Raw genomic sequence first — 24,074 nt, forward strand, 5'->3', positions numbered from 1 at the left:
ACGGGAGCTTCACCCGGACCGAGCGAAGCTCCCGGAGGCGATCAGCTTACGCCGCGACGCGCGGCGCCGGAACGGCTTCGATCCGGCGCTTCGCCGCGGTGCGGACGTGGGTGGTGTAGAGCGTCAGCCCGGTGAAGGCGAGCCCGCCGACCAGATTGCCGAGCACGGTCGGGATCTCGTTCCAGACCAGATAGTCGAGGATCGAGAACTTGGCGTGCAGCATCAGGCCCGACGGAAACAGGAACATGTTCACCACCGAGTGTTCGAACACCATGTAGAAGAACACCAGGATCGGCATCCACATCGCCAGCACCTTGCCCGGCACCGTGGTCGAGATCATCGCCATCACCACGCCGGTCGAGACCATCCAGTTGCACAGCATGCCGCGGAAGAACAGCGTCGCCATGCCGGCCGCGCCATGCGCCGCATAGCCGAGCGTCCGCCCCTCGCCGATATTGCCGATCACCGTGCCGACCTTGTCGGGATCTTGCGTAAAGCCGAAGGTGGTGACGAACGCCATCAGGAACGCCACCGTCAGCGCGCCGGCGAAGTTGCCGATGAACACCAGGCCCCAATTGCGCAGCACGCCGCCGATCGTGACGCCGGGACGCTTGTCGAGCCACGCCAGCGGCGACAGCACGAATACGCCGGTGAGCAGATCAAAGCCGAGCAGATACAGCATGGTGAAGCCGACCGGGAATAGCAGTGCGCCGATCAGCGGCTGGCCGGTGTTGACGTTGATCGTGACCGCGAACCACGCGGCGAGCGCCAGAATGGCGCCGGCCATATAGGCGCGGATCACCGTGTCGCGGGTGGACATGAAGATCTTGGACTCGCCAGCGTCGACCATCTTGGTGACGAATTCAGAAGGCGCGAGGTAGGACATCTGCTCCGTGCTCCGTTTGCTGCTGAAAAGGCCGCGTCGGAACGCACAAGCGGAGGAAGCAACAAGGGGGCGGAGCCTCGACGACACCGCGGCTCTCCATCGGCGGGAGAGCTGTCCCATTGCTGTCTGCCGGACACCGGCTTGGCAATTCTCGGACGGCGGTCGTCGTTGACCGGAACTTACTAAGCAATCGCCGTGCCAGCGCTTGACGGCGCGCGCCACGCGTATTTCCCCGACAGATTCCTCAGATAACGCTGCTCCGGCCCTGCCGCCGGGCGACGCCGATGCCCAGACTCTGCGCAACAGGCCTGCGTATAGCTCGCATTTAAGGCACCCTCCCCATCTGCCCGCTGCGGCCCTTCTTGACTGACCGACGCAGACTTGGCCCTTCCAAAGGGTACTTGGTCCTCATCCTGAGGAGCCCGGCGAGCCGGGCGTCTCGAAGGATGAGGCCACCTATGAACCTGCCGCGCACGGTTCGAGATGGCGCTTCGCGCCTCCTCATCATGAGGTCGTGGCTCGCACATTTTGAGAAGCGTAGTTTGAATCGGTATCCCGCATGAGCGCAGCAACATGCGGGAGCGCCAAACCTGGATGTCGCTTCGCTCATCCAGGCTACGCTTGCTTGACCGCCTATGGGGCTGCGCAGCCCCGAATTCAGCTCCAGGACGAGACTCCAACCGCACAGGTGTGGGCGCTGGGCCCCGCTATCAAAGCTCTCCGCATCGCTAGGCTGGCCCCTCGCCGAGCGCTCGCAAGGCCGAGAGTCCTTCCCGATAGGATGGATAGGCTAAGGCAACTCCCAACTCCGTGCGGATCAGATCGTTGCGGACCCGGCAATTCTCCAGATAGAAGCTGCGCGCCATAGGGGAAAGCTCGGCGTCATCGAAAGCAACTTCAGGAGGCGGTGTTCGTCCGCAGAGTTCAGCGGCGAATTCGACGACCTGCTGCGGCGGTGCCGGCTCGTTGTCGGTCACATTGTAAATGGCGCCGGGCCGCGGTCTCGACAGTGACGCGGCGACCACTGTGGCGATATCGGCGACGTGAATTCGATTGAAGACTTGTCCGGGCTTGACGATACGTGTCGCCGTTCCGGCTGCGAGCTTCTCCAGTTGGTTTCGGCCCGGGCCGTAGATCCCTGATAGACGAAAAACTTGCGCTCCCAACGCCAGCCAGCCCTGCTCGGCGGCGATCCGGAGCTGCGAGCGGGGTTTTTCCGACTTCGCAGGCGTTGTTTCGTCGACCCAATTGCCGAGGTGGTCACCGTACACACCGATCGTCGAAAGATAGCCGATCCACCGCGGCCTGGAATCACTGGTGATCGAGCCGAGGAAGGACGCGAGAACCGGATCGCCGGCTTCATTCGGAGGGATCGACGACAGAATGGCGTCACTCGACTTGATATCATCAGCGATGAGTGGATCGACATAAGAGGATGAAAACACCCGTGCAGTGATCCCGCGCCGCCCCAACTCTTCGGCCTTGGCGCTTGTTCTGACGGTTGCAGTGACCTCGATCCCGGCGCCCTGCAAATGCTGCGCGATGTAGCTGGACGAATAGCCCAAGCCAAAAATCAGAATTCTCATCCGGACATCATCTCATCTAGGCCTGTCGATGCGCACGGATACCCGACATCTGAGCCGATGGCTGCGTCCTTGTGAGTCCGGGTCCTGGTTGGGCCACCAAATCAGCCAAACCGAGAGCTTCGCGTCAGCTCAAAAACACGAAGGGCGGTGATCGTGTCGCGATCACCGCCCTGTTCAACCAAACGAGCCGATGCCGTTACAGCGGCATGTTGTCGTGTTTCTTCTGCGGGATTTCCATCTTCTTGTCGCGCAGCATCGCCAGTGCGCGGGCGATGCGGCGGCGGGTGGCGTGCGGCAGGATCACGTCGTCGATATAGCCGCGCTCGGCGGCGATGAACGGCGACAGGAAGCGGTCCTCGTATTCCTTGGTCCGCGCCGCGATCTTCTCCGGATCGTGCATGTCCTGACGGAAGATGATCTCGACCGCGCCCTTGGCGCCCATCACCGCGATCTGCGCCGACGGCCAGGCGTAGTTGATGTCGGCGCCGATTTCCTTCGACGCCATGACGTCGAACGCGCCGCCATAGGCCTTGCGGGTGATCACGGTGACCAGCGGCACGGTGCACTGCGAGAACGCGAACAGCAGCTTGGCGCCGTGCTTGATCAGGCCGCCATATTCCTGCGCGGTGCCCGGCAGGAAGCCCGGCACGTCGACGAAGGTGACGATCGGAATGTTGAAGCTGTCGCAGAACCGCACGAACCGCGCAGCTTTCCGCGAGGCGTCAGAGTCGAGCACGCCAGCGAGCACCATCGGCTGGTTGGCGACGAAGCCCACGGTGCGGCCGGCGATGCGGCCGAAGCCGGTGATGATGTTCTTGGCGAAGGTGTCCTGCAGCTCGAAGAAGTCGCCCTCGTCCACGACTTTGAGGATCAGCTCCTTCATGTCGTAGGGCTTGTTCGGATTGTCGGGGATCAACGTGTCGAGCGAGAAGTCCTCACGCTCGATATCGTCGAAGCTCGGCCATTCCGGCACGCCTTCGGAAGAGTTCGCCGGCAGGAAGTCGAGCAGCCGGCGCATCTGCAGCAGGGTCTCGACGTCGTTCTCGAACGCGCCGTCGGCGATCGACGACTTGGTGGCGTGCACCGACGCGCCGCCCAGTTCTTCCGGGGTGACGACTTCGTTGGTCACCGTCTTCACCACGTCGGGGCCGGTGACGAACATGTAGCTGGTGTTCTTCACCATGAAGATGAAGTCGGTCATCGCCGGCGCATAGACGTCGCCGCCGGCGCACGGGCCCATGATGACGCTGATCTGCGGGATCACGCCGGAGGCCTGCACCACGCGGCGGAACACGTAGGAGTAACCGGCGAGCGCCGCGACGCCCTCCTGGATGCGGGCGCCGCCGGCGTCGTACAGCCCGATGATCGGGGCCCGCGCCTTCAGCGCCATGTCCTGGATCTTGGTGATCTTCGCCGCGTGGGTCTCGGACAGCGAGCCGCCGAACACGGTGAAGTCCTTGGCGAACACGAACACCTTGCGGCCGTTGACCGTGCCCCAGCCGGTGACGACGCCGTCGCCGGGGATCTTGGTCTTCGCCATCCCGAATTCGGTCGAGCGGTGCTGGACGAACATGTCCATCTCCTCGAACGAATGCTTGTCGAGCAGCAGGTCGATCCGTTCGCGTGCGGTGAGCCGGCCGCGGGCGTGCTGCGCATTGATGCGCTTTTCGCCGCCGCCGAGCTTGGCTGCCGTCCGCCGTTCGTCCAGTGCTTCCAGGATGTGCTTCATGATGAATAAGCCGAATTTCTTTTCTTGGTTGGGCGTGCGGAGCTTTTGCCCTTGTTTCACCGCAACAATCAAGGCCTTCTAGCATGGGCGTTTCGCAGGGGGAAACCGCCTTGCTCCGCTCCGGCCTAGCCCTTTCGGCGAGCTGTCCGACGATCCACAGCTGATCGGGCATCGGCAGCCGGCCACCGCCGTTAAATCTGCATCGGCCCGATGCGGAACCGCGATGGCGCCCTGCCCCGAACCCACCTATATCGCGGGGCCGCCCCGTGGAGCCGACCGATGACCGCCGCCCTGCCCTCCGCCGATCCGTCCGTGGCCAGCGGCGGCATCCTCACCGTGTTGCGGGCCGAGGGGCTGGCGCTGTTCGCCGGCTGCACGCTGTTCTACGTGATCTCGGACGCGCCCTGGGAGCTGTACGCGCTGCTGTTTTTCGCGCCGGATTTAAGCTTTATCGGCTATCTGGCGGGGCCCAAAGTGGGCGCGGTGGTGTACAACGCGCTGCATTCGACCATCGGGCCGCTGCTGCTGGCGATCGCCGGGATCGTGCTGGTGGTGCCCTATGCCGGCACGGTGGCGATGATCTGGCTCGCCCATATCGGCTTCGACCGGGCGCTCGGGTATGGCCTGAAATACAAGACCGGCTTCCGCGTCACCCATCTCGGCCCGATCGGCAAGGCGCCGGCCGGCCGTTACTGAGTCAGCGCACCGGGCCGCGCCCCGACAGCCGCAGCACGAAGGCAAGGACTTCGGCCACCGCCTTGTACAGCTCCTCGGGGATTTCGTCGCCGAGCTCGACGTGCGACAGCGCGCCGGCGAGCATCTCGTTCTCTTCGATTGGGATGTCGTGCTGTTTGGCGACTTCGATGATCTTGGCGCCGAGCACGCCCTTGCCCTTGGCGACCACGCGCGGGGCACCGGCGTAGTCGTAGTGCAGGGCGATCGCGAGCGGATTCTTGGTGTCTGTTGTGGTCACAGCGCGCGGTCCAGGAAATGGCCGGCCACTGCCGGGCGTGGCGCGGGCGGCGCGCCGTCGCGCACCACGATGTCGCCGGAGACCAGATCGGCGCGAGCCAGCGCGCGGCCGAGGTCGGCGGCGCCGGCGCGGAGCAGCGCGGTGGTGGCGGGGCGCTCCGCCCACAGCCGCACCGAGGTCTTCTCGCCGCGCAGCGAGATCAGGGCGTGCACCGGCCCGGCCGGCTCGACATCGAGCGAAAACCGCGCCTGCCACACCGTCCCGGACGCGCCGGCGGCCTGAGCGGCTTCGTCGCGGTCGCGCGAAATCTCGAACTGCGCCACGGCGGTTCCCTGCGGGGTGGCGAGCGGAATCTCGAACGCCCAGCGCGGCTGGGCGGCATCGACCCGCGCCGGCGCAGCGTCGGTGCGGTCCGGCAGCGAGGCGACCTGCAGCAGCGTCTGCCGCGCCAGCGCGCCTTCGGTTTCGGTCAGAATCCGGCGCAAATTGGCATCGACCGGCGCGTGCGGCGTCAGATTGGCCGGCATCACCGGCTGGGCGGCCGGCAGCGCGCCGGGAAACGGCGGCGGCGGCGTATTGGTGCGGGCGATGCCGCTGTCGTCCTTGCCGATCCGGTTACCGGTCAGCGCCGGCAGCAGCGACAGCAGCACCGGATTGCTGAGCCCGGCCTTGGCCAGCACCGCCGCGGTCTGCGGATCGGCCTGCAGCGCCTGCTGCAACGCGCTCAGCGTCGCGGCGGTACTGGTCGCCGCGGTCTGGGCCTGCGCCGTCGCCGAGGTCGCGGTGCCGGTGAGCTGGGCGATGACGTTCTGCACCAGCGATTGCTCGGAGGTGGATGCGCTGGAGGTTGCGGCCGCGCCCGCAGCGGTGGCAGACGCCGCCAGCGTCGGCGACGCGGTCAACGGCAGCGAGGTGGTTGTGCCATTCGCGGTCATCGCGGCGGCGGTCGAAGTGGTGGCCCCGAGCAGATTGGCCTCGGCCGCGAGCTGAGCGGTGAGCGCCAGCAGCGAGGTGCCCTGCCCGTTCTGCAGTACCGGCGTCGTCGTGGCACTGCCGGCCTGCGCCGTCGCGGCCCCGAGCGCGGTGGAGAGCACCTGGCGCAGCACCAGCAGCGCCGCCTTCAGGTCGGTACCGACTCCGGTGCTGGCGGTCCCGCTCGCCAGCGCGGCTTCGAGAAAGATCCCGGAACTCTGAAACGCCTTCTGGATGTCGGCGCCGGTCAGGCCATTCGCAGTCGGCAGTTGCTGCGCCAGCACCTGGGCTGCTGCCTCGCGTACCGCCACCGGCAGCCCGCTCGAATTCGCCACCGCGCCGAGATTGGCAAAAAGCGCCGACAGCCCGGTCTGCTGCGTCACCGCCGTTGCCGCGGCGGTCGCCACCGCGGCCGCCTGTTGCGGCGTCAGCGTCGGCGTTGCGGCCGGTACGATGCTCGGCGCCGCCTGCGCCGAGGTCAGCACGATGGCCTGCGGCCCGAGCGTGACGCGGTCGACCGCCGCGCCGGAGGCGGCCAGCGCCGCCTGCGCGGTCGTGGTAGTGACCGGCTGATTGACGATCGCGAGCCGCACCCCGGCATCGGTCTGCGACACCGACACCTGCAGCGTCTGCCCGGCCTGCAACGGCACCTGCGTGGTGGCTTCGACGGTCTGGCCGCCGATTGCGATTCGAACTTGGTTGTTATCGCCGACCGACAGCACCTTGGCCTGCAGCACCGCCCCGGGCTGCAGCAGAACGTCCGCGGTCACGCCTTGCAGCGCGACGAGGGGAAGGTTCGGATTGACCGAAATCGCCATCGCTGTCCTTTGCGGGCGGCTGCGCTGAATGCGATCCGACCAGACTAAGCGAGGGGCGTAAACCCGTCGTTAACTTCTCCGGGAACCCAGCGCCGCAATCACCTGGGCTGCGGCGGCGAATTCCGCCTGCTTGGCGGCGCGGCGCGCGGCGACCTCCTCGTCGAGGCCCCACTGCTCGATGTTCCAATCCTCGTCGACATGCGCCGCCGCCCACACCTGATCGGCATCCAGCCGGCCATTCGCCAGCGCCAGCGCCAGCAGCGCCGAGCCGGTGACGGTGGTGACGACATGCAGTGCGCCGAGCAGCCAAGGATCCCCCGGCAGCGCCGCGCGCGTCGCGGCGAGCGCGGTCTCCGGCTGGCCGACATGGACGATTCCCTGCGACAGGATGAAATGCGCACCGAGCGCGTCCTTGGCCCAGAACAGCACCGGGTCCCAATGCGCGGCTTCACGCGCGATCAGTTCCTCGGGGTGCTCGGCGCGATAGAACAGCAGATCCGAGCCGAAGTACTTGGCGATGTCGTCGGTCACAGCTTCCGTTCGGCCGGCAACGCCGTCGATCACGCTGTTGGCGAGCCGCGTCAACGGCATCGTCGACGGATCGATGGTTTCGCCCTGTGCCTGCCATTCGGCGGCAATCGTTTCGGCGAGCGTCCGATCCGGCGCCGCCAGCGCGTGGCGCGACGGCGTCTTGACCGAGCGGCCGTCGAGCCGCACCACGAAGCCGCCGCCCTCCTCGGCAACGCTGGCCTCGGTGTAGAACCGCTTCGGCAGTTGCGCGCGGCTGGTGCGCCGCACCGCTTCGTTGGGATCGAGCGGCGACTTGCCCGCCACCTCGTCGAACAGATCACGCATGCTGGTTTCTCGACCTACTGATTGGCACAGGCGCGCGAATACGCGGCGCGCTCGCTGGCGTTGAGCCCCATCGCTGCGCCTTCGTCGAGGCAGCGCGAGATGCGGTCGCCGAAATGACCGCGCTGCTGCAGCTGCGCCTTCGGCAGATCCGGCGCCGGCTGGATCCGCTCGTGGGTGAGCGGCGGCGGAGCAGCAAGTTGCGGCACCTTCGGCACGGTGATCACCGGCGGCGGCGCCGACGGCGGCGGGGCCATCGGCGGAATCGCCGAGGGCATCGCGCCCGGCAGCACCACCTGTGCGGCGGCGGGGCCGGCGAGCGCTGATATCAGCAGCGCGGCCAGCATGGAGCGAAGACCTGTCATCGTTCTGATGTCGGCATCGCCGCGCGCCGCCGCAAGCGGGGCGGCCGCGTCATTCTTCCGGCGCATGTTCGATCGGATCGAACCGGTCGTGCTCGAGGCCGAGCAGGTTCCAGCTCTGCAGCATGTGCGGCGGCAGCGGCGCCGAGACGTCGATCACGCCGCCGCGCGGATGCGGGATCACGATGCGGCGCGCGAGCAGATGCAGCCGGTTCTGCAAGCCCCCGGGCAACTGCCAGTTCTCGATGTTGAAGTACTTCGGATCGCCGACGATGGCGTGGCCAATATGCGCCATGTGGGCGCGGAGCTGATGGGTGCGCCCGGTCACCGGCTTCAGCGACACCCAGGCCAGCTTCTGCCCCGAGGTTTCGACCACCGCGTAGTAGGTCACCGCATGGCTGGCGCCGTCGTCGCCATGCTTGGCGACGCGCATGATGCTGTCGTCCTCGCTCTCTTCCTTGGCGAGATAGGTCGAGATCCGCCCCTGCTTCGGCTTCGGCACACCGGCGACCAACGCCCAGTAGATCTTGCGCGCCGAGCGGTGGCGGAACGAGCCGGTCAGCGCGGTGGCAGCGAACCGGGTCTTGGCGACCAACAGACAGCCGGCGGTCTCCTTGTCGATGCGGTGCACCAGGCGCGGCTTCTGGCCCTTGGCGTCGCGCAGCACTTCGAGCATCTGGTCGATGTGCCGCGTGGTGCCGGAGCCGCCCTGCACCGCGAGCCCGGCCGGCTTGTTCAGCACCAAGACGTCGGCGTCTTCGAACAGCGTCATCGCCTTTAGCGTCTGAAGCGTCTTCTGCTCGGCCTCGGACAGATGCCCGGGCAGCTTCGGCGTATCCAGCTTGAGCGGCGGAATCCGCACGCTCTGGCCTTCCTCCAGCCGGTCCTTCGAATCGGCGCGCTTGCCGTTCACCCGCAGCTCGCCTTTGCGGACGATGCGCTGGATGTGGGAGAACGACAGGCCGGGAAACCGCGCTTCGAGGAAGCGATCGACCCGCATGCCGTTCTCATCTGCGGTGACGGTGACGGTCTCGACCTTGGTCGGCAGCGGCGCGTCGGGCTTGGCCTCGGGCCGCTCGCGGGTCTCGACCGGCGCCGGCTGCGCCGCGCGCGGCCTGCCCTCGCCCGGCGGACGCGATGGCCGCGCCGGACCGGCACCGAACCGCATTGGCTTGTCACCGGACCGCGGCGGCCGCGCCGCGCCCTCGCCGCGCGAGGTTTTCGCAGGCGCGCCGGCGCGCAGCGGCTTGGCATCGCGCGACAGCTTGGCACCACCGGGCTTGCCCGCGACAGCTTTGCCGGCGGCCGATTTTGCGGTCTTGGCGCCCAGCCCGGCGCGCGCCGGCTTGCCGCGCGTGCCGTCGGGGCCACGCTTGGCGAGAGGTTTCTTGACGCGGCGGCTCATGGGATGCTCCGGGGGAAATTCGTGCCGTGCCTAGCGCAAAAGCGGCGGCCGGTCACGGACGGAATGCGGATGGGGCGGTCTCGGGCCGAGACGCAACGAGGCCATAGTCCCGGATCGAGGCACAGCGCCCGCCGACCCGTAGCCCGGATGAACGGCAGCGATATCCGGGAGCCACCGGAAGAGATCCGCGCGTCTTCACTCGTTTAAGCAGCGAAGCCCGGGTGAGCGGAGCGACACCCGGGGAGCGGCACGGCGAGACGCTGCCCCACATATCGCTGCGCTCATGCGGCTGTCCTGAGATCGTAATCACCTGACAGTTTGGCCCCGAAAGAACCGGGCGCGGACCGCAAGAGTCCGAGCGCCCGGTTCCGGTGGTCACGCCGCGTCCGAGCGGGTTTGATGGTGTCGCCAAACGACCAATCGAACCTCAAGGACAAACGATCATGACCTCCAAGGACAAGATAGCACGGCGCAAACTCTCGTTGCTGGAGCTGGCCACGGATCTTCAGAACGTCAGCCGCGCCTGCAAGGTGATGGGTTATTCCCGGCAGCAGTTCTACGAGATCCGCCGCAACTTCCAGACCTTCGGTGCCGAAGGCCTGATCGACCGGCTGCCCGGCGCCAGGGGGCCGCATTCCAACCGCGTCTCGGCCGAGATCGAGGCCGCCGTGCTCGACCACGCCCTGGTGCACCCGTGCCACGGCGCGGTGCGTGTCGAGCAGGAGCTGCGGCTGAAAGGCCTGCAGGTCTCCGCCGGCGGCATCCGCGGGGTATGGCAGCGCCATGGCCTGCTGACCAAGCACGAGCGGCTGCTGCGGCTGGAGAAGACCACCGCCGAGCGCACCATCGAGCTCTCGGACGAACAGGCAAGGCTGCTCGAACGGTTCTCGCCCGAGTTCCGGGAGCGCCACATCGAGGCCCCGCACACCGGCAGCCTCGTCGCCGTCGACACTTTCTTCGTCGGCACGCTCAAGGGTGTCGGCAAGGTCTATCTGCAGACCGCGATCGACTGCCATAGCCGCTACGCCTTCGCCCGGCTCTACTCCAGCAAGCTGCCGGTCACCGCCGTGCATTTGATGAACAACGACGTGCTGCCGACCTTCGAGGCGAACGACGCCAAAATCGAGACCGTGCTGTCCGACAACGGCCGGGAGTTCTGCGGCCGGCCCGACCAGCATCCCTACGAGCTGTTCCTGCAGCTCGAGGACATCGACCACCGCACCACACGGGTGAAGCGGCCGCAGTCCAACGGCATCGTCGAGCGGCTGCACCGCACCCTGCTCGACGAGCACTTCCGGGTCGAGGGTCGCCGCACCTGGTTCGAAACCATCGACGAGATACAGACCGTTCTCGACGACTACCTGGTCGGCTACAATCAGCGCCGGCCGCGCCAGGGCCGCGGCATGAACGGCCGCACACCGGCCACCGCCTTCGTCGAAGGGCTGCCCACGTCACAGCAAAGGAAGGAGGGAAAGAAAGCCGGAAAACAAGCCACCAAAGTAGCCGCCTGACGCCGCCCGCTCACCGCGGCACTGTCAGCCGATTACCCTCTCTGTACATCTGGGACAATGCCGCAATGGAGAGCTTCTTCTCCTCGCTCAAGACCGAGCGCGTCGCTCGCAAGACCTACCGCACCCGCGACGAGGCCCGAGCCGACGTGTTCGATTACATCGAGAGGTTCTACAACGCGACCCGACGTCATTCGACGATCGGATATCTCAGCCCCGTTGAGTTCGAACGCAGGCTGGGATTAGCTTAACTGGCCGTCCACTGAACCGGCAGCAGCTCACCCCGCATCTCGCTGCGCTCATGCGGGCTACGGTCCTGCAAACACTTCAGCCAGGTCATCTCTGAAAGCTTCGAACGATAGGGAGCGAGCCTTAATTTGCGAGACCCATTGAGGATTTTCACGGATCTTGCGCGCAATGGTTAGACTATCCATCTCCTGGTAATCGGGGCAACGCGCCCGTCTAGCCTTATCCCGCGGACGTAAATCGCGGGTGAGCCTCTCCTTCGCGTGCTCAATCATTCCCACGTTAGATTTTGAGTAGTCGACAAGCTCCCAACACGGACGCGTGGACGCCAATGCTAGAGGAAAGAGCATCCACCACGCTTCGATTTCCCAAGACGGATTCGCAACAACGAACTCCGAAACTCCCGCACCTTCAAGATCAGCGTGTAGTTCAGCACGTTCTTTTCGATGGGAAGGCTCGATCGCATCACAATCCCGATGAACTACCGCTATTACCCTTCGATCGCTTCTTTGAAGAACTTCGGTGAAGGCGGCAATATCCGAGGCCATACCACGCCTCTTTCTTGCACCTGCATTGCGACTCAAAATCAAAGGCTTTCTGCGCGTTTCCGTCCTTATTTCCGCGCCGTCTGGAGCCAAGGCCCCAATCAACATACAAATAGCTTGCTGATCATTATGATCCTCACCGAAGACCACAAAATGGTAGATCAAGGAAGTCCTCCACCTAGTGAACCAGAAAACCAAAGCTCACCGAGTTCATAACCCGTACTGGAAGACAGCCGACGAACCATCTTTATATCTGGCCTGAAAGCAACGGTGGCTGAAGATGACACATCACGCTCAACTACTATAAGCTCGCTAGGGTCTAGCCGATTTACAAGAGCTGGGGAGTGTGTAGCTAGGATGATTTGCGTCCGATTAGACGCCTCTCGCACCCGCTCTATCAAACGATCAAGAGCGTGGGGATGCAATCCATGATCAATTTCCTCGAGACAAGTCAATTTGGGAGGAGCAGGATCATTCAACATTGCAAAAAGTGCAATGGCCCGAATTGTACCAAAGGACGCACGAGCAAGCGGCGTAGTCCCACTCAAACCACTCTCGACTAGATCGATACGAATAGCGTCATCCGCGCCACCAAGCTGAACAAAGCGGAATCCACGAAATGCAGGCAGCACAAATCTAACATCTTCGCAGATGAGATCGAAGATGTTTGGATGCTCCTCTCGCAAGAAAGATAGATAGGGAGCTAGATTTCGCGCATCCTGTCGCAATTGATTGGATGAAGGTGCCCGTGATGGGCGGCGCACTTTCTCAACATCAATTTCAAACAACCGAAGCTGCTCGAAAACCTGAGCAAGAGCCTCAACCCCAGACGCCTCGTATTCCTCGCCCAGACGACGGAGTGTAGCCAGACCGGTCGATGTCCCCTGAACAGAGAGGCGAGGATTACCCCTACGGCCACCTTCGCCGATCGCAACGAAGTTGATATTTTGGCCGCTGAGAGTGATGCGCCGGCCTCTTCCAGCAGTCCTCTTTAGAACAATTTCCTCGTTGCGGCGGATGAAGCCAACCCGATTCTTGCCTGCCCTCCAGCTCCAAAAGCTCAACGTGTATTCATCTGGAGCACGATTACTTGAATGCTCTGTCATCATACCGGTGAACTTCAGCTTTATTGTCTTTCCTTTTCTCTCCTCGCCCCTGAACAAAATCTCATCAAATCCGCCCATCTGCTCGATTGCAGGGAGAAGGTCGTGCCTGGCAACACTACCGAGGAAATGAAAGACGTTCAGAATGTTGCTTTTTCCCGATCCATTTGGACCAACGAGCACGTTGAGTGCCTCGAGTTTGAGATCCAACTTGCCGAGACTTAGGAAGTTTTCGACGGATATGCTCTTGAGGGTTTGCATATGAAGTCCGATTGATCGCCCATCCGCCTGATTTTATTACGAAATCTATCTCTAAACTGTAAGCGTTAACATCTTATTTGTGATCCAGCAATGATCGGCCCAACTCGCGTCATCTGTCGGAGGCGGATTAGGCGCCGATATGCCGTGCCGCCCACCGGCCGCATGGCGGTGTACGGCATCCAGCTCGATTTCGAGCAGGCGACGACCCGACTCGCAGCCGGCGCTGAACGAGAGCGCCAAGTATCCCGGCGCCAATCCCTCCGTGAAGATGATCGTCGCCAAGTATACCGATTGGAAGGGCGGCTTCGACTACAACATCGACCTGTCGAAGCGGCGCACCGCGGTAGCCGTGAAGAGCTGACCAGCATGGGCGTTGCGACTGCGCGGCTATGCTCGTTCGGCGCCGGGCCGGCAACGCCAGCGCGCAGCCAATGCCAAGCGATTCCGACCGCGCGAAGAATCGCCGTTTCAAATTGATGAAGGCTGAATAGTTATGCAAGACATTTTAGGCCGTTAAACCGCTGCTCATCTCCAGATCCCGGCTTCGCGCGCGGTGCGCGCGCCCCGGAATGACCGCCCGCGTCGCCATCTTGCACTCGGCATCCGAAACCGCGACACTCCGCGGCAATCACAAGCTTTGGGGGAAACCAGACGCATGCAATACGACGACGTGGTCCGCGGCCGCCGCTCAATCCGCGGCTACAAGCCTGATCCCGTGCCGCGGGAATTGATCGAGGAGATCCTCGAACTGGCGATGCGGGCGCCCTCCTCGATGAACAGCCAACCGTGGAATTTCACTGTGCTCACAGGCGAGCCGCTCGACCGCATTCGTGCCGGCAACACCGAGCGCAACCTCGCCGGCGTGCCGCACAGCCGCGAATTCCGGACCGGGCAGCCATTCGCCGGCCCCCATCGCGAGCGGCAGATCACGGTCGCCAAGCAGCTGTTCTCGGCGATGGGGATCGCGCGCGACGATCAGGCCAAGCGGCAGGACTGGGTGCTGCGCGGCTTCCGCCAGTTCGATGCGCCGGTGTGCATCATCATCACCTACGACCGCGCGCTGAGCGACAGCGACGACACCCCGTTCGATTGCGGCGCGGTGACCAACGCACTGGTGAACGCCGCGTGGTCGCGGGGCTTAGGGGCCGTGATCAACAGTCAGGGCATCATGCAATCACCGGTGGTACGCGAACATGCCGGCATCGCCGACGATCAGGTGATCATGAAGGCGATCGCGCTCGGCTGGCCAGACGACGAGTTCCCGGCCAACGCCGTGGTGTCGGAACGCAAGCCGGTGCACGAAGCCGCGCGCTTCGTCGGCTTCGACGGCTGACACGACCTGATGCGACATCGCTCCGCGGCCCTGCGCCGCGGGGCGCCTCGCGTGTCAAGCTGCTTTGACAAACGCGCGCAATTCGGAGAGTAATGCGAGCAGCCGCGCCCGAGCGGCCAACGTCCGGGCCGGCCGCAAGCGGCGTGCCGCCCTTCCCGTCTGTCCTAGTACAGTTCGCGTCACGCTCGCCGGTTGTCGATCCCGATGCAGCCTCCTTCCAGTCCTGCCGTGAGTCAGAGCGAGGCACGCTATCGTGCGCTGTTCGAGGCGATCGACGACGGCTTCTGCATCATCGAATTCTTCGACGGCCCGCACGGCCCGCTCAGCGACTATCGCCATATCGAAGCCAACGCCGGCTACGAGAAGCAGACCGGGATTCCCAACATCATCGGCAGGACCTTGCGCGATCTCGTGCCCGACGAAGCCGATGGCTGGGCGGAACTGTATCGCAGCGTGCTACTGACCGGCCGGCCGCTTCATTTCGAGCGCGAATTCCTCGCGGTGAATCGCATTATCGAAGTGTCGGCGACGCGGATCGAGCCGCCGGAGCTACGCCAGGTGTCGGTGCTGTTCCGCGACATCACCGCGCGCAAGCGTGCCGAAGCGGCGCTGCGCGATAGCGAGCAGCTGGCACGCGAGAACGTGCAGCGGGTGCAGCTCGCGCTCGCCGCCGGTGCGATCATCGGCACCTGGCTGTGGGATCTGCCGAGCGACCGCTTCACCGTCGACGAAGCATTCGCGCGCGCCTTCGGTCTCGATCCGGCGCTCGGCCGCGATGGCCTCAGCCTGGCGCAAATCGTCGCCACCGTGCATCCCGATGATCGGGCCGGACTCGCGGCCGCGATCGAGGAAGCGATCAAGCGCGGCGGACCTTACGCGCATCAGTACCGGGTGCGCCGCGCCGACGGCAAGTACTACTGGCTCGAAGCCAACGGCCGCGTCGAGCATGGCCCCGACGGCACGCCGCTCAGCTTCCCCGGCGTGCTGATCGATGTCGACGACCGCCGCGCGCTGGTGGCCGAACGCGACCGCGCCATCGCCGAGCTGCGCGCGCTGAACGAGACGCTGGAGCAGCGCGTCGCCGAAGCCCGTGCCGAGCTGTTGCGCTCCGCCGAGCAGCTGCGCCAGTCGCAGAAGATGGAAGCGGTCGGCCAGCTCACCGGCGGGCTGGCGCACGACTTCAACAATCTGCTCGCCGGCATCTCCGGCAGCCTCGAACTGATGAGTTCGCGGATCCGCCAGGGCCGGGTCGGCGAGATCGAAAAATACGTGGTGGCGGCGCAAGGCGCGGTGAAGCGTGCGGCATCGCTGACCCACCGCCTGCTCGCCTTCGCGCGGCGCCAGACGCTGACGCCGACCGCCGCCAACGTCAACCGGCTGGTCAGCGGCATGATCGACCTGATCCAGCGCAGCGTCGGCCCAGGCATCGACGTGCAGCATGTCGGCGCCGCCGGGCTGTGGAGCGTGCTGGTCGACGTGCCGCAGCTGGAAAGCGCGCTGCTCAATCTGTGTATCAACGCCCGCGATGCGATGCCGAACGGCGGCAAGATCACGATCGAAACCGGCAATCGCTGGATCGACCGGTCGCAGTCGCGGCTGTACGACATCCCGACCGGGCAGTACGTGTCGCTGTGCGTCTCCGACACCGGCACCGGCATGACGCCCGACGTGATCGCCAAGGCGTTCGATCCATTCTTCACCACCAAGCCGATCGGCCAGGGCACCGGGCTCGGGCTGTCGATGATCTACGGCTTCGCGCAGCAGTCCGGCGGCCAGGTGCGGATCTATTCCGAGGTCGGCCAGGGCACGATGGTGTGTATCTATCTGCCGCGGCACCGCGGCGAGGCTGCCGAGGACGAGCGCTTCCCCGACTCCACCGAGATTCCGTTCGCCCACACCGGCGAGACCGTGATGGTGGTCGACGACGAGCCCACGGTGCGGATGCTGGTCGCCGACGTGCTCGAAGACCTCGGTTACACCGCGCTGGAGGCCTCCGACAGCGTCGGCGGCCTGAAGCTGCTGCAATCCGACGCACGGATCGACCTGCTGGTCACCGACGTCGGCCTGCCCGGCGGCATGAATGGCCGCCAGCTCGCCGATGCGGCCCGCCAGATCCGCCCCGGCCTCAACGTGCTGTTCATCACCGGCTTCGCCGAAAACGCACTGCTCAACAACGGCCAGCTCGAACCCGGCATGGCGGTGCTGACCAAGCCGTTCGCGGTGGACACCCTCGCGGCGCGAATCCGCGAGCTGATCGGGAAGTAGCAAGGTCGTTCAAACGCATCATGTAGCCCGGATGGAGCGAAGCGAAATCCGAGGACCGAACTGGTGGGAAGTCCGATCCCCGCATATCGCTGCGCTCATGCGAGCTACCGCCGGCTAAGGCGCGGCATCAAGTGCCGCGCAGCATTTCGCTGACCACCACCCAATCGTTGCCGTTGAACTCCAAGAGATAGCCGTCCTTGATCGGGCGGAAGTCGGTCGGCGAGGTGTTCAGCGTGATGCCGGGCAGCAACAGCGACAGCGGCACGTTCTTCATACTTGCCGCCTGCCGCATGATGTTGTCGCGGGAAAGATCGTTGCCGCACTGCTTCAGCAGCGCCACCAGCGCTTCGCCCACCGTGTAGCCGTACACGGTGCCGATGTTGTTCGGGTCGAGGCCCGGCAGCCGCGCCTTCATGAAGGCGATGTAGGCGCTCATTGCCTTGTCGTCCTTCGGCTCGGCCACATAGGGCTTGAGTGAGCCGAGCGACAGCACGCCCTTGCCAGCGTCGACGCCGGCCGGGTCCATCACGGTGGCCTTGTTGGCGCAGCCGCTGGCGAGGAAACGGATCGGCCGCCAGCCGATCTCGTGCGCCTTGCGCAGCGCCTGGGCGCAGGCGCGCGGCGTCACGCTGTAGATCATGAACACGTCGGCCTTGGTGTTGGCGAGCGTCAGCACCTGGGAGTCGACGGTGGGATCGGACACCTCGAAGCTCGATGCCAGCGCGATCGCCTTGTCGGCGTCGGGGCCGAGGGCATCCTTGACGCCGCGCATGAAGTCCTTGCCGGCATCGTCGTTCTGATACAGCACCGCGAACCGCGCGTTCGGGTTCTTGGCGCGCGCATAGGCGACCTCGATCTTGGCCTCGCTCATGTAGTTCGGCGCCCAAGGCAGCGCCATCGACCACGGCATGTTGGCGGGATCGTTCCACTTCGACGCCGAGCTGATCAGGAAGATCTGCGGCACCTTGTTGGTGTTGAGATATTTGGCGATCGCCGAACTCGGCGCGGTGCCCATGGTGGCGGCGATGAACGCGACGCCGTCGCCTTCGACCAGCCGGCGCGTCGCTTCCATGGTTTTCGGCGGCGAGAAGCCGTCGTCGAGCGAGATCATCGTGATCTTGCGGCCATTCACGCCGCCCTGCTCGTTGACCTGATCGAGATAGGCGGCAATCGCCTTGCCGGTCGAGCTGAGGGCCGACGCCGGCCCGCTATACGGCATGGTGTTGCCGATCTTGATCTCGGTGGCGGTGACGCCGGGCGTATTCTGCTGCGCCTGCGCCGCTGTGGCGAGCGCAGCCGCAAAAGCGGCACCGAGCCAGAGCCGAAGACTCCTCATCTGTTCTCTCCCTGTTGTTTTGTTGCGATGCGGTGATCGCTTTTGTTTTTCAAGGAGGATGGAAACCGGAACTAACCGGGTCTTGCGCGCAGCCGCTGTATCATCTTACTCGCCGATGATCTTGATCAGCACGCGCTTGCGGCGGCCGCCGTCGAACTCGCCGTAGAAGATCTGCTCCCAGGGGCCGAAATCGAGCCGGCCTTCGGTGATCGCCACCACCACTTCGCGGCCCATCACCTGGCGTTTCATATGCGCGTCGGCGTTGTCTTCGCCAGTGCGGTTGTGGCGATAGGACGACACCGGCTCGTGCGGCGCGAGCTGCTCGAGCCATTTCTCGTAATCGGCGTGCAGCCCGCTTTCGTCGTCGTTGATGAACACCGACGCGGTGATGTGCATGGCATTGACCAGCACCAGGCCCTCGCGCACGCCGCTGTCGCGCAGCGCCTGCTCAACCTCGCCGGTGATGTTGATGAACGCCCGGCGCCCCGGGGTCTGAAACCACAGCTCCTTGCGATACGACTTCATCGCGCGGCTCTCCTTTTGCGTGGAATTGGTTGCGGCCGACCATGCGGCGGCCGCGGCGCGGCGTAAAGCCTAGGCCAGCTGCCGCTCGCTGCGCCGCTCCTCATCGAGCCCGGCGAGCCACGCCACCGCGTCGGCGGCGCGCATCGGGCGGCCGTACAACCAGCCCTGGCCGTAAGAGCAGCCGAGCATCCGCAGCGTCTCGGCCTCGCCCTGGCTCTCAACGCCCTCGGCGATGATGCGGTGGCCGAGCGGCCGCGCCACCGCGGTGATCGCGGCGATCAGCTGCTGGTTCTGCCGGTTGGCGCTGACGCCGTGCACGAACGAGCGGTCGATCTTGATGGTGTCGAGGGCGATGCTCATCAAATTCGAGATCGACGAATGGCCGACGCCGAAATCGTCGATCGCCAGCCCAAAGCCGTAATGCTCGATGCGCTGCAATTCGCGGGCGCACTGCTTGGGATCGAACAGGGCTTCTTCGGTGATCTCGATCTCGACCCGCCGCGGATCAATGCCGTGACGCTGCGTCAGGTCCATCAGGATCTTGGCCGGCGAATGCAGCGTCAGTTCGCGTGGCGAGACGTTGACCGCGACATTGACCGGCGGCGCGCCGCTGGCGTCGAGCGCCCGCAGGAAGTTGCATGCCGCGTCGCCGATGAACGAAAGCAGCCGCGCCGACAACTGCAGCCGGATCGCGGCGTGAATGATGTCCGGCGGCGGGATCAGCCCGGCGGTCGGATGGCGCCAGCGCAGCAGCGCCTCGAAGCCGACCACCTGCCCGGTGGCGAGCACCACCTGCGGCTGGAACTCGAGATGCAGTTCGCCGCGCGCCAGCGCGCCCGGCAGGTCGCCGTCGATGCAGCGCTGCAGCAGAAACTCCTCCTGCATCCGCGCGTCGAACAGCCGGATGCAGGCGCGGCCGTCATCCTTGGCGCGATACAGCGCGGCGTCGGCGCGCGAGAACACGTCCTCGACATCGATCGGGCCACCCGGATGCGCAGCAATGCCGATCGAGCAAGTGATCGCCAACGGCTGGCCCGAGACCTGCAGCGGACGCGTCAGCGCGCCGCTCAGCCGCCGCGCCAGAGACAGCGCGCGCGCCGCGACGTCATCGCCCTTCAACACCACGATGAACTCGTCGCCGCCGAGCCGCACCGGCAGATCGTGCGGCCCGCACGACGAGCGCAGCAGATCGGCGACCGCCGCGATCACGCGGTCGCCGGCGTCGTGGCCTCGGGTGTCGTTGATGATCTTGAAGTTGTCGACGTCGAACAGCACGAAGGCGACGCCCTGCCCGGAGCGGCACGCGTCCGCCGCAGCGTCGCGGAAGTGACTGCGGTTGGCGAGCCCGGTGAGCGGATCGGCCCGCGCGATCTGCTCCAGCGCGCGATTGGAATTCAGCACTTCGTTGTTGGCGCTCGCCAGCGAATTGGCGAGATCGGTCGCCTCCAGCGCGGTCATCTGGCTGGCGGTGAACTCACGCTCGCCGCCGATCGCGGCGCGAAACAGCATGAAGGTGAGGAACACACCGTCGAGCGCGATGATGTAGTCGGAGCTGTCGCCGGACATCATGATCCGGAACAGCGTCGCAGCCATCACCGGCGTCGCAAAGGCGAGCGAGACGGGGGAATAGGCGGCGCCCTGAATGATCGCGCCGGTGGTGGCACCGATCATGATGAAGGTGATGTAGTCGAGGCCGTGCTGGGTGGAGAATACGCCGACCGCGGCCGGCACAAAGCCCCACAACAGACCGCTGGCGAGCGCCAGCAGCGTCAGGTGGCGCAGCACCTGATACGGCGCGGTGTCGACTGCCCCGCTCGCTGCCAATCGCGATACCCACCACGCCCGGAACAGTGCCAGCGGGATTGCGACGCCGAGCCACCACAGGATCGGCGTCTCGCCATTCTCGCGATACAGCAGCGCCGCCAGCGACAGCGCAATCGCGATGTTGGAGATCAAGGTGAGCCGGACATTGCGCAGCGCCGTGCGGGCCTGGGCCTTGGCGAGGGCGATCGCCTTGAAGCTGCTGTCGGCGCGGGTCATGACGGCAAACTATCGGTGATGAGAAATGCTGCTGATCTTCACGCCTGCTAATCAACCAGCGGCTTTTTAAGATTAGCTTTGCACGCAGCGGTAAAATGACCGCGCCGTGACAATCCGAACCGATTGGTTTCCGGTTTGGAAAGATCAGTCACCAAAGCGAGCGCTGAAGACGGCATTCGGCCTTCGCGGGCGCTCCAGGGCCAACATCTCGCTCGGCAACAATCCACTGCAACTCATGCGCAGATTGCAAAGGTGATTTGAGCAAAGGGAACTCGCCGCGACTGCGAAGAAGTTGCGAACTAACTGCCCTTTGCGGCCCGCAGCTTGGCCCAATAGTCCAACCGTTTGCGGATATCGCGCTCGAAGCCGCGGTCGGGGGGATCGTAGAACGTCTGGCGGCCGAGCGTTTCCGGGAAGTAATCCTGGCCGGAGAAACCTTCCGGGGTGTCGTGGTCGTACTGATAGCCGGAACCGTACCCCTCGTTCTTCATCAGTCCGGTCGGCGCATTGAGAATGTGCTTGGGCGGCAACAGCGAGCCAGCCTGCTTAGCGAGCCGCATCGCCGACTTGTAGGCACTGTAGGCGGCGTTGGATTTCGGCGCGGTGGCGACGTAGATAACCGCCTGCGCGATCGCCAGTTCGCCCTCCGGGCTGCCGAGGAAATCGTAAGCATCCTTGGCGGCGTTGGCGATCACCAGCGCCTGCGGATCGGCCATGCCGACGTCTTCGACCGCCATCCGCACCACCCGACGCGCCAGGAACAGCGGGTCCTCGCCGGCATCGAGCATCCGGCACAGATAGTACAGCGCCGCATCCGGATCGGAGCCGCGCACCGACTTGTGCAGCGCCGAGATCAGATTGTAGTGGCCGTCGGCGCTCTTGTCGTAGATCGGCGCGCGGCGCTGCAGGATCTCCTGAAGCTGCGCGGCATTGAACACCTCGCCCTCCCGCGCCGAGCGCCAGACTTCTTCGGCGAGCGTCAGCGAGGCGCGGCCGTCGCCGTCGGCCATTCGCGCCAGCACCGCACGCGCTTCATCGTCGAGCGGCAGCTTGCGGCCCTCGGCGGCCTCGGCCTTGGAGAACAGCTGTTCGATCGCGGCGGCATCGAGCGGTTTGAAGATCAGCACACGCGCGCGCGACAACAGCGCCGCGTTGAGTTCGAACGACGGGTTCTCGGTGGTGGCGCCGACCATCACCACGGTGCCGTCTTCCATCACCGGCAGAAACGAGTCCTGCTGCGCCTTGTTGAAGCGGTGCACCTCGTCGACGAACAGCAGCGTGCCTTTGCCCATCTCGCGGCGGGCGCGCGCAGCGTCGAACACCTTCTTCAGATCGGCGACACCGGAGAACACCGCCGAGATCTGCTCGAACTGCAGCTCGGTCGCGTCGGCGAGCAGCCGCGCCACGGTGGTCTTGCCGGTGCCGGGCGGGCCCCAGAACACCAGCGAGCCGAGCGTGCGGGTCTGCAGCATCCGGGTCAGCGCACCGTCCGGGCCGAGGATGTGATCCTGGCCGACGACGTCGGCGAGCGAGCGCGGCCGCAACCGATCCGGCAGCGGACGCGGCGCATCGCGCTCGAGGCCGGCGGCGGCAAACAGATTGTCGGAGGCTTGCGGGCGCTTGGGGCTCATGCCGCCGCCCTCTGTTTGAAGGAAGGACACCTCCTCCGAGCCGCAGCAAGCTCCTTCTCCCCGCGCGCGGGGAGAAGGGTGGGATGAGGGGGCGTTTCCGCGTGGCCGAGCCGCGCGGCTGTTACCAATCGCTGAAGCTCGGCCACGTGGAGGCGCCCCCTCACCCGCTCATCGAACTGCGTTCGATGAGCGACCTCTCCCCGCACGCGGGGAGAGGTGAAGGCGCGCGCGGTGCCACGAGACATCAGCGGATCGCTGCGGCTCATCCGCCGAGCGTGACTTGGATTTGCTGGCCGCCGCGGACCAGCATGATGCGCCACAGCCGCGCCGTCTGGCCGGCGACGCGTTCGAGGTCGCTGGTCTTGCCGATCCGGGTGTTGTTGACCGCGACGATGATGTCGCCCTTCTGGAATCCGACATTCGCGGCGGTGCTGTCGTCGGGAAGATCGGTGACCACGACGCCTTCGACGCTCGGATCGAGCCGCATTTCGTCGGCGATCGCCGGCGAGATGTTGGCGATCTTGGCGCCCTGGAACGGCGAGCGCGAGGTGATCACCAGCTCGTCGCGGCCGGAGTCCGGCGCGGTTTCGAGCGGGATCGACAGCTTCACCGCCTTGCCGCTGCGCTGCACTTCGAGCTGCGCGGCACCGCCGAGCGGACGGGTCGCAAACCGATAATCGAACGCGTTGGGATCATCGATCGCAAAGCCGTCGATCGACACGATCAGGTCGGACAGCTTCAGCCCTGCCCGCTCCGCCGGGCTGCCCTTGGTGACGCTGGCGACCAGCGCACCGCCCGGCCGCTTCAGCCCGAGGGTCTCGGCGATCTCCGGGCTCACCGCCTGCAGCCGCGCGCCGAGCCACGGCCGCTTCACGGCCTTGCCGCCGCTCTTGGCCGAGGCGACCACGACGCGCACCATGTTGGCGGGGATTGCGAAGCCGATCCCCTGCGAGCCGCCCGAGCGCGAGAAGATCGCGGTGTTGATACCAACCAGCTTGCCCGAGACGTCGACCAGCGCGCCGCCGGAATTGCCCGGGTTGATCGCCGCGTCGGTCTGAATGAAGAACTGATAGTCGGTGATGCCGACCTGGGTGCGCGCCAGCGCCGAGACGATGCCGTGAGTGACGGTCTGGCCGACGCCGAACGGATTGCCGATCGCCAGCACCACGTCACCGACCAGCAGGTCGTCGGAGTTGGCGAAGTCGAGGGTGGGGAATTTCTCGCTGGTGTCCTTGAGCCGTAGCACCGCAAGATCGGTGCGGCTGTCCTTCAGCACGATCTCGGCTTCGAACTCGCGCTTGTCGGCAAGCGCGACCTTGACCTGATCAGCTCCCTCGATGACGTGATTGTTGGTGACGACGAGGCCCGAGGCATCGACCATCACACCCGAGCCGAGCGAGCGCTGGATCTGCTCCGGCTGGCCGGGCACGCCGAAGAACCGGCGGAAGATCGGATCTTCCAGCAGCGGATTGCGGTTCTGCACCACCTTGGCGGCATAGACGTTCACGACCGCCGGCTGCACATGCTGCACGATCGGCGCGTAGGACAGCTTCAGCTCCGCCGGCGACGACGGCACCCGCCGGTCCTGCGCCGCGAGCGGCGTGGTGAGAGCGAGTGACACACAGAGGACGGCGAACGTGCGGATCGGGTTCATGCGGGAATCCGTTACAGGGGCATCTAGGGCGCAGCAGATATAGT

Annotated in this window: 19 protein-coding genes and 1 pseudogene; 5 read left to right on the forward strand and 15 right to left on the reverse strand. The window is 65.3% G+C overall.

The window, feature by feature from the left end:
* Positions 1-46: 46 nt before the first annotated feature.
* The 3 genes from HZF03_RS16115 to HZF03_RS16125 form a co-directional block, all read right to left on the reverse strand.
* A complete protein-coding gene (locus tag HZF03_RS16115; RefSeq protein ID WP_119019168.1) occupies positions 47-886 on the reverse strand; it encodes a formate/nitrite transporter family protein in 840 nt (279 codons plus the stop codon).
* Positions 887-1,614: 728 nt separating this feature from the next.
* Positions 1,615-2,472, reverse strand: a complete 858-nt coding sequence (locus HZF03_RS16120) for an SDR family oxidoreductase (RefSeq protein ID WP_119019167.1) — start codon at positions 2,470-2,472, stop codon at positions 1,615-1,617.
* A 196-nt stretch (positions 2,473-2,668) separates the two neighbouring features.
* Positions 2,669-4,201 (reverse strand): acyl-CoA carboxylase subunit beta, encoded by a 1,533-nt coding sequence (locus HZF03_RS16125; protein ID WP_011158748.1) that lies wholly within the window; start codon positions 4,199-4,201, stop codon positions 2,669-2,671.
* Between the two features lie 279 nt (positions 4,202-4,480).
* Between HZF03_RS16125 and HZF03_RS16130 the strand changes: the two genes are divergently transcribed.
* A complete protein-coding gene (locus tag HZF03_RS16130; RefSeq protein WP_119019166.1) occupies positions 4,481-4,897 on the forward strand; it encodes a DUF4260 domain-containing protein in 417 nt (138 codons plus the stop codon).
* Position 4,898: 1 nt separating this feature from the next.
* On the opposite strand, the gene HZF03_RS16135 is transcribed toward HZF03_RS16130, so the two are convergent.
* The 5 genes from HZF03_RS16135 to HZF03_RS16155 all read right to left on the reverse strand — a co-directional run bounded on the left by HZF03_RS16135 (position 4,899) and on the right by HZF03_RS16155 (position 9,583).
* Positions 4,899-5,174, reverse strand: a complete 276-nt coding sequence (locus HZF03_RS16135) for an EscU/YscU/HrcU family type III secretion system export apparatus switch protein (RefSeq protein ID WP_012496627.1) — start codon at positions 5,172-5,174, stop codon at positions 4,899-4,901.
* Entirely contained in the window at positions 5,171-6,964 is a 1,794-nt protein-coding gene (fliK, locus tag HZF03_RS16140; protein WP_119019165.1) for a flagellar hook-length control protein FliK, read from the reverse strand. Before fliK ends, HZF03_RS16135 begins: the two co-directional genes overlap by 4 nt.
* Positions 6,965-7,033: 69 nt before the next feature.
* On the reverse strand, positions 7,034-7,819 hold the full coding sequence (locus HZF03_RS16145; RefSeq protein ID WP_119019164.1) for an ATP12 family chaperone protein: 786 nt from the start codon (positions 7,817-7,819) through the stop codon (positions 7,034-7,036).
* Between the two features lie 14 nt (positions 7,820-7,833).
* Positions 7,834-8,163: a hypothetical protein gene (locus HZF03_RS16150; RefSeq protein ID WP_104512148.1), complete on the reverse strand. Its 330-nt coding sequence runs from the start codon at positions 8,161-8,163 to the stop codon at positions 7,834-7,836.
* Between the two features lie 67 nt (positions 8,164-8,230).
* On the reverse strand, positions 8,231-9,583 hold the full coding sequence (locus HZF03_RS16155) for an RluA family pseudouridine synthase (protein ID WP_119019163.1): 1,353 nt from the start codon (positions 9,581-9,583) through the stop codon (positions 8,231-8,233).
* A gap of 443 nt (positions 9,584-10,026) precedes the next feature.
* On the opposite strand from HZF03_RS16155, the gene HZF03_RS16160 reads away from it, so the two are divergent.
* Both HZF03_RS16160 and HZF03_RS16165 read left to right on the forward strand, forming a co-directional pair.
* Positions 10,027-11,094 carry an IS481 family transposase gene (locus HZF03_RS16160; RefSeq protein WP_179906178.1) on the forward strand — a complete coding sequence of 356 codons (1,068 nt, stop codon included), beginning with the start codon at positions 10,027-10,029 and terminating at the stop codon, positions 11,092-11,094.
* 47 nt (positions 11,095-11,141) lie between these two features.
* Positions 11,142-11,342: pseudogene (locus HZF03_RS16165) on the forward strand (IS3 family transposase); the annotation flags it as partial.
* Between the two features lie 57 nt (positions 11,343-11,399).
* Here the strand turns inward: HZF03_RS16165 and HZF03_RS16170 are convergent.
* Both HZF03_RS16170 and HZF03_RS16175 read right to left on the reverse strand, forming a co-directional pair.
* On the reverse strand, positions 11,400-12,047 hold the full coding sequence (locus HZF03_RS16170) for a hypothetical protein (RefSeq protein ID WP_133303264.1): 648 nt from the start codon (positions 12,045-12,047) through the stop codon (positions 11,400-11,402).
* Positions 12,044-13,246, reverse strand: a complete 1,203-nt coding sequence (locus HZF03_RS16175; protein ID WP_119019837.1) for an AAA family ATPase — start codon at positions 13,244-13,246, stop codon at positions 12,044-12,046. The genes HZF03_RS16170 and HZF03_RS16175 overlap by 4 nt, the downstream gene beginning before the upstream one ends.
* Positions 13,247-13,883: 637 nt before the next feature.
* Here HZF03_RS16175 and HZF03_RS16180 point away from each other — a divergent pair.
* Complete coding sequence (locus HZF03_RS16180) at positions 13,884-14,579, forward strand: nitroreductase (protein WP_464749663.1); 696 nt, start codon at positions 13,884-13,886, stop codon at positions 14,577-14,579.
* Between the two features lie 204 nt (positions 14,580-14,783).
* Positions 14,784-16,844, forward strand: coding sequence for a hybrid sensor histidine kinase/response regulator (locus HZF03_RS16185; RefSeq protein WP_119019841.1), 2,061 nt, complete (start codon positions 14,784-14,786; stop codon positions 16,842-16,844).
* 127 nt (positions 16,845-16,971) lie between these two features.
* Here the strand turns inward: HZF03_RS16185 and HZF03_RS16190 are convergent, their stop codons facing one another.
* The 5 genes from HZF03_RS16190 to HZF03_RS16210 all read right to left on the reverse strand — a co-directional run bounded on the left by HZF03_RS16190 (position 16,972) and on the right by HZF03_RS16210 (position 24,030).
* The gene (locus HZF03_RS16190) at positions 16,972-18,180 is read right to left on the reverse strand and encodes an ABC transporter substrate-binding protein (RefSeq protein WP_119019839.1); all 1,209 of its coding nucleotides are present in this window, start codon (positions 18,178-18,180) and stop codon (positions 16,972-16,974) included.
* Between the two features lie 105 nt (positions 18,181-18,285).
* Positions 18,286-18,705, reverse strand: coding sequence for a secondary thiamine-phosphate synthase enzyme YjbQ (locus HZF03_RS16195; RefSeq protein WP_011158763.1), 420 nt, complete (start codon positions 18,703-18,705; stop codon positions 18,286-18,288).
* Positions 18,706-18,774: 69 nt separating this feature from the next.
* Positions 18,775-20,745, reverse strand: a complete 1,971-nt coding sequence (locus tag HZF03_RS16200) for a putative bifunctional diguanylate cyclase/phosphodiesterase (protein WP_119019840.1) — start codon at positions 20,743-20,745, stop codon at positions 18,775-18,777.
* 299 nt (positions 20,746-21,044) lie between these two features.
* A complete protein-coding gene (locus tag HZF03_RS16205; RefSeq protein WP_011158765.1) occupies positions 21,045-22,376 on the reverse strand; it encodes a replication-associated recombination protein A in 1,332 nt (443 codons plus the stop codon).
* A 262-nt stretch (positions 22,377-22,638) separates the two neighbouring features.
* Entirely contained in the window at positions 22,639-24,030 is a 1,392-nt protein-coding gene (locus HZF03_RS16210; protein WP_011158766.1) for a DegQ family serine endoprotease, read from the reverse strand.
* Positions 24,031-24,074 lie beyond the last annotated feature (44 nt).

Origin of the sequence: Rhodopseudomonas palustris (genome assembly GCF_013415845.1) — a bacterium.
In the GTDB taxonomy this organism is placed as follows: domain Bacteria; phylum Pseudomonadota; class Alphaproteobacteria; order Rhizobiales; family Xanthobacteraceae; genus Rhodopseudomonas; species Rhodopseudomonas palustris_F.

Excerpts from the sequence above, each read along its gene's own strand:
- HZF03_RS16115 (WP_119019168.1), bottom strand. The coding sequence starts at position 886 with ATGTCCTACCTCGCGCCTTCTGAATTCGTCACCAAGATGGTCGACGCT.
- HZF03_RS16120 (WP_119019167.1), bottom strand. The coding sequence starts at position 2,472 with ATGAGAATTCTGATTTTTGGCTTGGGCTATTCGTCCAGCTACATCGCG.
- HZF03_RS16125 (WP_011158748.1), bottom strand. The coding sequence starts at position 4,201 with ATGAAGCACATCCTGGAAGCACTGGACGAACGGCGGACGGCAGCCAAG.
- HZF03_RS16130 (WP_119019166.1), top strand. The coding sequence starts at position 4,481 with ATGACCGCCGCCCTGCCCTCCGCCGATCCGTCCGTGGCCAGCGGCGGC.
- fliK (WP_119019165.1), bottom strand. The coding sequence starts at position 6,964 with ATGGCGATTTCGGTCAATCCGAACCTTCCCCTCGTCGCGCTGCAAGGC.
- HZF03_RS16145 (WP_119019164.1), bottom strand. The coding sequence starts at position 7,819 with ATGCGTGATCTGTTCGACGAGGTGGCGGGCAAGTCGCCGCTCGATCCC.
- HZF03_RS16150 (WP_104512148.1), bottom strand. The coding sequence starts at position 8,163 with ATGCTGGCCGCGCTGCTGATATCAGCGCTCGCCGGCCCCGCCGCCGCA.
- HZF03_RS16155 (WP_119019163.1), bottom strand. The coding sequence starts at position 9,583 with ATGAGCCGCCGCGTCAAGAAACCTCTCGCCAAGCGTGGCCCCGACGGC.
- HZF03_RS16160 (WP_179906178.1), top strand. The coding sequence starts at position 10,027 with ATGACCTCCAAGGACAAGATAGCACGGCGCAAACTCTCGTTGCTGGAG.
- HZF03_RS16175 (WP_119019837.1), bottom strand. The coding sequence starts at position 13,246 with ATGCAAACCCTCAAGAGCATATCCGTCGAAAACTTCCTAAGTCTCGGC.
- HZF03_RS16185 (WP_119019841.1), top strand. The coding sequence starts at position 14,784 with ATGCAGCCTCCTTCCAGTCCTGCCGTGAGTCAGAGCGAGGCACGCTAT.
- HZF03_RS16190 (WP_119019839.1), bottom strand. The coding sequence starts at position 18,180 with ATGAGGAGTCTTCGGCTCTGGCTCGGTGCCGCTTTTGCGGCTGCGCTC.
- HZF03_RS16195 (WP_011158763.1), bottom strand. The coding sequence starts at position 18,705 with ATGAAGTCGTATCGCAAGGAGCTGTGGTTTCAGACCCCGGGGCGCCGG.
- HZF03_RS16200 (WP_119019840.1), bottom strand. The coding sequence starts at position 20,745 with ATGACCCGCGCCGACAGCAGCTTCAAGGCGATCGCCCTCGCCAAGGCC.
- HZF03_RS16205 (WP_011158765.1), bottom strand. The coding sequence starts at position 22,376 with ATGAGCCCCAAGCGCCCGCAAGCCTCCGACAATCTGTTTGCCGCCGCC.
- HZF03_RS16210 (WP_011158766.1), bottom strand. The coding sequence starts at position 24,030 with ATGAACCCGATCCGCACGTTCGCCGTCCTCTGTGTGTCACTCGCTCTC.